We start from the raw sequence: 7,552 nt of genomic DNA on the forward strand, positions 1-7,552 counted from the left end.
GCCCGGTCTCGCGCGGGGTCAGGAGCGTTTCCGCGACCCATTCGGCCCATGCAGTCGCCGCCGCGCGCTCCTCCTCGCGCCGCTTGGCGGCCCAGTCGGACAGCGTCTTCGGCGTCGGGAAGGCGACCTTGCCGCGGAGCGCGCGAAGCTCGAACTCCCGGGCGAAGCGTGCATGCGGCCCCCGGTCCGCCCCGGTGTGGCAGAGCGGATGGGACAGGATCGCGACCAGCCCCTCGGCATCGAGCGGCCCGGCCACCGCCTCGGCCGCGAGCCGCAGGAAACGTCCCGAGGCGGTGAGGCCCAGCGGCTCGCCGCCGCTGTCGTCGGGCACGATGCCCCAGCGGTCGAGCGCGGCGGCCACCTGACGCGTCAGCGTGCGGTCCGGGCTGACGAGGGCGGCGCGCACGCCCCGCTCCGCCGCCTCCCGCAGGCCCAGCGCGATGGCCGTCGCCTCCGTCTGCGGGTTCGGCGCCTCGAGGAGCGTCACGGAGCCGAGCGCGTCGTCGAGGCCGTCGGGGCGCGGCCCCTCCGCGCGCCACTGGTCGGTCACGGGCGCGGGGCGCAGCGCCAGCGAGACGGTCCGGTTCCGCGCGGCATTGGGCGGCGTCATGTCGGGCAGCCACTCGGGGATCTCCCAGGGGTCGAGACCCGCCGCCCCCGCCACGCGGGCGAGGCGGTATTGCGGATGATCCTCGCCGCCGAGGCCGGGACGACGCCGCCCCTCGGTCAGGCTGCGCCAGACGGCGGGCGGCATGTCGCGGTCGAGACCGGGCAGCAGGACCGCACCCTGCGGCAGCCGGGCGACGGCCTGCATCAGCCGCGCCGTCGCCCCGCGCGAGCCGGTGGACCCCGCGACGAGGATCGGATGATCGGGCGGCGCCTCGGCCCATTGCCGCGCCAGACGGTCGACGAGGCGGGCCTGCCGCGCCTCCGCCGTAAGCGCGGCATCGGCGCCGAAAAACTGCTCGACCACGCGCAGCACGGCCTGCGACCGTGCCCAGTGCCCGGACTGCGCCCCCATGTCGAGGGACGCGACCGTCTCGGGCGTCACGCGCTCCTCGAACATCTCGGCCATGAGATCGGCGAGGCTGTCGGCCAGCGGGTAGATGGCCGAGCGCGGCGCGATGCTGGGGTCGCCGTCGATCAGCCGCCGCACGAGATCGGCGAGCTTCAGGCGCAGCCTGAGGGGCGGCATGGCCGGCGGCAGCCCGGCCAGGTCCGACCGCTCGGCCAGCGCCGCGACGGTGCGGATGCGCGGCAGGAAGCCCGCCCCGCGCGCGAGGTAGAGCGCCTGGATGCGGCGCTGCATCCGCGCGTTCGCGACGTGGACCTCGACCCGCGCGATGACTTCGGGCGGCTGCCCCGCGAGGCGCGCGTCGAGCCCCTGCACCAGCGCCGCGCAGAAATCGACGCCGAGCGCTGTCGCGAAGAGGCGAGGCCGGCCGCCCGCGTCAGGAAAGAGAGGCATGAACCAGCATCTCCTCCGCCGCCGCGATCCCGCCGGGATGGCCCACGTCCGCCCAGCGCCCCGCGTGCATCATCCCGAAAAGCCGCCCCTCGGCCATCATCGCGTCCCAGGCCGCGCGCATGGGAAAGACCGCGCCCGGATGTGCCGCGATGCGGGCCGTGTCGATCACCTGCGCGCCCACGTAGACCGCGCCCGCAGGCGACTTGTCCCACGAGAGCCGCCCGGCGCCGTCCAAGGCGAAGTCGCCGCCGCCCAGCCGCCCGACCGCGCGCGACAGCGGCACGAGCGCGAGGAGCGCCTCCATCCGCCCGGATGCCCAGCCGTCGATCAGCGCGGCGAGCGGCGCGGGACCGTCCCAGACCGCGTCGGCATTCAGCGTTATCACCGGCCCCGGACCGAGGACGGACAGCGCGTTCTTCACCGCGCCGCCGCTGTCGAGGATGTCCGGGGTCTCGTGCAGGAACTCCACGTCCGGCGCGTGCGTCGACAGCCAGTCGCGCAGAACCTCCGCGCGATGGTGGCCGTTGACCGCGATGGGGCGCGCCCCCGCCTGCCGGGCGGCTTCGAGCGCGTGGGCGATGAGCGGGCGGCCCGCGACCTCGACCAGCGCCTTGGGCCGGTCGCGGGTCAGCGCGCCCATCCGCGTGCCGAAGCCCGCGGCGAGGATCAGGCAGGGCAGGCTCACGCGGCGGCCTCCTGCCAATGCGCGGCGCGCGCCAGAAGCCCGTCCACGAGCGGCCGGAGGTCGCCGAGATCCGGGTGCCCGGCGGCCCGGAGGATCAGCGCGCGCGTCCGGGGCTGGAACCGCGCATAGGCCGGGCGGCCCATCTCGGCCGAGAGGCGGCGGAAGATGCCGAGGATGCGCAGGTTGCGCTGCAGCGACAGGAGGTCGACGCGGAACGCCATCTCTTCCTCCGGAATGCCCCGCGTCCGCGCATGCCTCGCCACGATTTCGCGCCGCCACGGCTCGGGCACGACGCGGCGCGGATCGTCGAGGAGCGAGGCGATGTCGTAGCCGTCCGGCAGGATCAACGCGTCCTGGAAGTCGAGGATGCCGACACGGTCGAACCCCGCGCGCTCCGCCCGCCACATCAGGTTGTCGCCGTGCATGTCGCGGAGCGACACGCAGACCCTTGTTCCGATGGTCGCGAGCTGCGCGGCGAGCGCGCCCTGAAGATCGTCCCGCAGCGCCTCCGCACCCTCGATGCGGTCGAAGGTGAGGCCGGTCATCGCCGCCAGGTCCGCCGCGCCGGGACGGGCCAATGCCTCGGGCGGGGTGGCGCGGGCGACCTCGGCAAGCACCGCCCCGGCGGCGGCGTAGGCAGCCCGGCCGTCGGCGGAGCCCTCCTCCACCAGCCGCGACAGGGGCGCCTCGCCCAGGTCCTCGAGGAGGAGGAGACCGGCGCCGGGATCGGCGGCGTATTCCTCCGGCGCCGCGAGGCCGAGGCCGCGAAGCCAGGCTCCGATCCGCCGGAACGCGTCGTATTGCTGCCGCGCGCCCTCCGAGGTGGCGACCGGCGCGTGCATCAGCACGGCGGAGGCACCGTCGGCCCGCCGGAGGCGCAGGTAGCGCCGGTCCGAGGCGTCGGACGGGATCGGCACGACATCCGCCGCGGCCCAGCCCGCAAGCGCCAGGAAATCCGGAACGGCGCTCATGCGCCGTCACCCATGGCGGCGGCCAGGCGCGACCCGAGCGGATTGCCCGGCGCGGTCCAGAGCGTGACGCGGCGCGCCTCCTCCTCCCCCCCGGGGTCGGCCTCGATCCGGAGCAGCGCCGCGCGCTCGGGCCAGTCCGGGGCCATGCGCTCGGGCCACTCGACGAGGCAGCGCGCCTCCTCCATCGCGATGTCGAGGCCGAGTTCGATCACCTCGCCGGGACCGCCGAGGCGGTAGAGGTCGGCGTGCCAGACCTCGCCACCGGGCGTGTCGTAGGTCTGCACCAGCGTGAAGGAGGGCGAGGGAATGTCCTCGCCGGCGCCGTCGGGCCCGAGCGCGTGCCGGATGAAGGCGCGGGCGAAATGCGTCTTGCCTGCCCCGAGCGCGCCGGACAGGAGGAGCGTGTCTCCCGGCCCCGTCGCCTCCGCGAGCCGCCGCGCCAGCGCATCGGTCTCCGCGGGAGAAGCGGCGCGCAGAGACGCCACCTCCGTCCATCCGGCGGGAGGGCGCCACGGGCTGTCGTCGCCGGTCTGGGGAAGGGCCGCGAAACTCATCGCGGCGGAGTCTATCCGAGGGCGCGGTCGCCGCAACCGCTCTCGCGCGGGATCAGCCCTGCGCCGCGATCCCGTCGGCCAAGGGCTCAGGGACCCGCTCGGACCGGGCGGGCGCATCCGGCGGAACCCAGCCGGACAAGGGATCGGCAAGCGGCCCCTCGGGCATCAGGAACCAGACGATCGTGTGACCGCCCCTGAGCGGCGCCACGCGGCACTGAACCGCGGCACCGTCCCGCGACAGGACCGTTTCCACCCACGGGGCACGGTCCACCTCGTGCGCGGCGAACTGGCGGATTTCCCCCCAAAGGCCGGTGGGCGAAAAGGCATCGTGCCACTGCCGCGAGGCTTCGACCAGGGTCGCGGCGGGCGCATCGTCCCACATGGCATCGTAGGCGGCGTTCGTCCTCAGCACCTGCCCTTCCCGGTCGAAGACGATCAACGCCGCGCCCGCATCGTCCCGAATGGCGCGGTCGAGCTCGAGATCGGCGCGGAACCGCCGGGTGACGGAGACTTCCTGGCTCACGTCCTCGAAGATGAAGGCGATGGCGCCGTCGGGATGCGGGCGCCCGGTGACGCGGAGGCAGGCACCGCAGGGAAGGGTCCAGAACTCGTGGTAGGTGCCGGCCTCGGCGTCCTGTTCGAGCCGCTCGATCTCGGCGCGCCAGCTCTTGTAGTCGCGCGGCTCGGGCATCCTGCGGCGCTCGCGCAACTGGTCGAGGAAGGCGCGCAGCGTCGGGCGCTGAGACAGGGTGCCGGGCTCGAGCATCGAGATCGAGACGAGCGCCGGGTTGAACAGGACAAGCTCCCGCTTCCGGTCGAAGACGGCGAGGCCGATCGGCAGCGTGGCGAAGGTCTTCGACAGCGTCTGCACGAAGTCGCGGAGCGCCGCCTCGGTCGCCACGAGCCTGTCGATCGACCGCGCGCTGAACAGCACGCTTCCCGACGGCAGCGGCATCGCCGCCACCTCGAGCCAGTTCGGCTCGGCCCGGTCGGGAAGGTTCAGGATGCAGCGGCGCAGCGTTCCCTCGGGCGGCAGCGGGACGAGCTGGTCGCCGAAGATGCGCGGCAGCGGCCACCGCAGGTCCCGCCCTCGGGCCCCCGCGATCCGCTCGGCGAGGTGAAGATATGGCTCGTTCGCCCAGACCACGCGCCTGTCGGACGCTTCCTTCCACTGCACGGCGGCCGAGAGCGCCTGCGCAAGGCGCAGGTCGACGGTCGCATGTTCGACGACGTCGAAGGACCGGGCGTCGATGGCGCGCCGACCACCCGCGTCCTCCGCCGGCATGACGGAGACGACGAGCCGGTCCATGACGCTGCGCCCGGCGACGGACAAGGCGTCGGGCCCGAGATAGCCGATCAGGAAGAAGGCCTCGCCTCGGCGGTCGAGGCCGGTCATCCGCTCGCGCAGGTCGGGATGCAGGGTGGCCATCGCATCGGACAGCGCGGCGAAGGCTTCGGCGGCGCCGGTATCGGGACTGAGGAAGGCGTCGTCGGACCCGATCGCGGAGACGAGCAGACCGTCGCGGAATTCGTAGCTCCGCGGGGTCTCGAGAAGGACGCGGGGCTGTTCTTCCTTGTCCGTGTCGTCGTCCTGGTCGCCACGCCGGCGCCCGAACGCCCGCTGGATATGGGCCGTGAGAACGACCGCGACGACCGCCGAAAGCAGGCTGATGGCTGCGAAGAGTAGGTAGACCAATCCGCCCGGAACGCTCATCGCCCGTCCTGTCGCTCGCCAATAGTCACTCCCGCGCATTGGCAGGATTCCGCGCAAACCGTTAACGCAACGTTAACTTTGGGGCGCCGTGCGGCGGCGTTCAGACGGCGATGGGCTGGTTCTCACCCAGCGGAGCGTTCGCCTCGTCCTCCAGAAGCCCGATCGCCTGGTGCGGCCAGGTCACTTCGACGCGGGCGCCGCCCCGCTCGGCCACGTCCTCGCGGATCAGGAAAGGGTCGCTCGCGTTCACGAAGGCCACCGCCGCGCCGGAGCGCTCGAGCAGCGTCTTGGCGATGAAGAGGCCGAGGCCCATCCCCTCGTAACCGGGCCGTGACGTATCCGCCCCGCGGGAGCGGCGACGCAGGAACGGATCGCCGAGCCGCCCGAGCAGGTCCGGCGGAAAGCCCGGCCCGTCGTCCGTGATGACGAGGCGGATCACCCCGTCGCCCCAGGTGCCGTCGATCCAGACGCGCGTTTCGGCGAAATCCACGGCGTTCTGCACGAGGTTGCGCAGGCCGTGGATGATCTCGGGCTTGCGCCAGATGATCGGCTGGCCCTCGGGCGCGCCCTCGCCGGGAAAGAAGTCCATGTCCAGCGCGATGCCCCGTCCGGCATGGGGTTCGGCCGCCTCGCGCACAACCGCGCCGAGGGGGGCGGAGCGCATGTGGAGATCGTCCTTTCCCGCGCGCCCCATGGACCGCAGGATATCGCGGCAGCGGTCGGCCTGCTCGCGGATCAGCCTTGCGTCCTCGGCCAGGAGCGGATGGTCCTCGAGCTCCTCGGCGAGCTCGGTCGAGACGAGCTTGATGGTGGCGAGCGGCGTGCCGAGCTCGTGCGCCGCGGCCGCCACCACGCCGCCGAGGTCGGTCAGCTTCTGCTCGCGCGCGAGCGCCATCTGCGTCGCCAGCAGCGCCTGGCTCATCGAGTGGCTCTCCTGCGAGATGCGGCGGGCATAGGCCGAGAGGAAGACGATCCCGATGGTGATGGCGAGCCAGAACCCCACGATGAAGAGGTCGGGGAGTTGCAGCACATCGCCATTGGCGAGCGTGAGCGGCACGTGGAACCACGCCAGCAGCGAGATCAGGACGATTGCCAGCGCGCCGAGGATCGCGGTCGAGCGCATCGTGAGCGCCGTGGCCGAGATGGTCACGGGCGCGAGGATCAGGAGCGCGAAGGGATTGTTCAGGCCCCCCGTCAGGAACAGCAGGAACGAGAGTTGCGCGAGGTCGAACAGCAGCGTCAGCATCGCGTCCCGGTCGCTGAGCCGCTGGTTCTCGGGGAAGATCGACATGGCGATCAGGTTCGAGATGACCGAGGCCCCGATGGCGAGGAAGCACAGGCCGAGCTCGACCCGGAGGCCGAGATAGAAGCTCGCGATGACGACGGTGACGGTCTGGCCGAGGATCGCCAGCCAGCGCAGGACCAGAAGTGTCCTGAGGCGCACCCAGTCGCTGCGCGTGTCCTGCCGGACAAGCTCGAGCGCCGGGTCGGGAGCGGGCTTCCTTTGGCCGGCCATGAGGGGCGTTCCGTCGCAGTTGCACGATCGTGAATTGATAGGCCGCGGTGCCTAGGTATTCAACGTTCACGCACAAGATCGCAGGGAGAACCAAGCCGTGACACGTCTCTACGCCATTGCTTCCGTCGCCCTGATCGGGGTGCTCGTCGCAGGCGTCGGCGCGGCCGTGTGGCTGGGGCGGCCCGCGGGCGACGACGTCTTCGCGCAATGCCGCGCCAGCGCGGTGGCGGGTGGCGGCGCCGATATCGGCGGGCCGTTCACGCTCGTCTCCGAGACCGGGGAGACCGTCACCGAGACCGAGGTGATCACCGAGCCGTCGCTCCTCTACTTCGGCTACACCTTCTGCCCCGACGTCTGCCCCCTCGACACCGTCCGCAACGCCGAGGCCGTTGCGATGCTGGAGGAGCGGGGCATGATGGTGCAGCCGGTCTTCATCACCGTGGACCCCGAGCGCGACACGCCCGAGGTCATGGACGACTTCACCGCCAACGTGCATCCCCGGATGCTGGGCCTGACCGGCACGCCCGAGCAGACGGACGCCGCGGCACGGGCCTACCGCGTTTACTACCGGATCAACCGGGACGGCGACGATCCCTACTACCTCGTGGATCACTCGGCCTTCTCCTACCTGGTGCTGCCCGAGG

6 protein-coding genes and 1 pseudogene are annotated in these 7,552 nt (G+C 72.5%); 1 reads left to right on the plus strand and 6 read right to left on the minus strand.

Going from position 1 to position 7,552, the window contains the following annotated elements:
- From ACTS11_RS02330 to regB, 6 genes and pseudogenes are all read right to left on the minus strand, one after another.
- Window positions 1-1,468: pseudogene (locus ACTS11_RS02330) on the minus strand (double-strand break repair protein AddB); the annotation flags it as partial.
- The gene (locus ACTS11_RS02335; RefSeq protein ID WP_442638740.1) at window positions 1,452-2,153 is read right to left on the minus strand and encodes a nucleotidyltransferase family protein; all 702 of its coding nucleotides are present in this window, start codon (window positions 2,151-2,153) and stop codon (window positions 1,452-1,454) included. The gene ACTS11_RS02335 and the pseudogene ACTS11_RS02330, both read right to left, overlap by 17 nt.
- A complete protein-coding gene (locus ACTS11_RS02340; protein ID WP_442638741.1) occupies window positions 2,150-3,124 on the minus strand; it encodes a phosphotransferase in 975 nt (324 codons plus the stop codon). The genes ACTS11_RS02335 and ACTS11_RS02340 overlap by 4 nt, the downstream gene beginning before the upstream one ends.
- Entirely contained in the window at window positions 3,121-3,678 is a 558-nt protein-coding gene (tsaE, locus tag ACTS11_RS02345) for a tRNA (adenosine(37)-N6)-threonylcarbamoyltransferase complex ATPase subunit type 1 TsaE (protein WP_442638742.1), read from the minus strand. Before tsaE ends, ACTS11_RS02340 begins: the two co-directional genes overlap by 4 nt.
- 52 nt (window positions 3,679-3,730) lie before the next feature.
- On the minus strand, window positions 3,731-5,392 hold the full coding sequence (locus tag ACTS11_RS02350) for a PAS-domain containing protein (RefSeq protein ID WP_442638743.1): 1,662 nt from the start codon (window positions 5,390-5,392) through the stop codon (window positions 3,731-3,733).
- Window positions 5,393-5,492: 100 nt separating this feature from the next.
- Window positions 5,493-6,908, minus strand: a complete 1,416-nt coding sequence (regB, locus tag ACTS11_RS02355) for a sensor histidine kinase RegB (protein ID WP_442638744.1) — start codon at window positions 6,906-6,908, stop codon at window positions 5,493-5,495.
- Between the two features lie 97 nt (window positions 6,909-7,005).
- On the opposite strand from regB, the gene ACTS11_RS02360 reads away from it, so the two are divergent.
- A partial coding sequence (locus ACTS11_RS02360; protein WP_442638745.1) for an SCO family protein occupies window positions 7,006-7,552 on the plus strand: 547 nt, incomplete at its 3' end.

Origin of the sequence: Roseicyclus sp. (genome assembly GCF_052168335.1) — a bacterium.
GTDB lineage: Bacteria > Pseudomonadota > Alphaproteobacteria > Rhodobacterales > Rhodobacteraceae > Roseibacterium.